The organism is Pseudoflavonifractor sp. 60, assembly GCF_009911645.1.
Lineage (GTDB): Bacteria > Bacillota > Clostridia > Oscillospirales > Oscillospiraceae > Lawsonibacter.
Genome location: NZ_QWKI01000334.1, coordinates 1 through 287, shown reverse-complemented (window position 1 = coordinate 287; position 287 = coordinate 1). Strand labels below are relative to the sequence as shown.

Sequence of the window (287 nt, the reverse complement as noted above, 5' to 3'; positions counted from 1 at the left end):
GTTTTTTACCCAACTGTGGGAGAGCGTAAAGCAGCTGGCCTCCGCTGCCTGGACGGCGGTGCAGGGTGTTTGGGCCGTCGTATCTGAGTGGTTCAACCGTACAGTGGTCCAGCCGGTGGCCGGCTTCTTCTCCGGGCTGTGGCAGGGCATTCAGCAGGGGGCCGGCACGGTCTGGGAGGCGGTCAAGGGCCTGTGGAGCGCCGCCGCAGGGTGGTTCTCCCAGCATGTGCCCCAGCCCCTCAGCGCCGCCTTCGACGTGGCCGGCGGGGCCATCAAGAACACCATCA

1 protein-coding gene is annotated in these 287 nt (G+C 66.6%); it reads left to right on the top strand.

Annotated features, from left to right (window positions below; genetic code table 11):
* A partial coding sequence (locus tag D1646_RS22245; protein WP_160638507.1) for a hypothetical protein occupies positions 1 to 287 on the top strand: 287 nt, incomplete at both ends.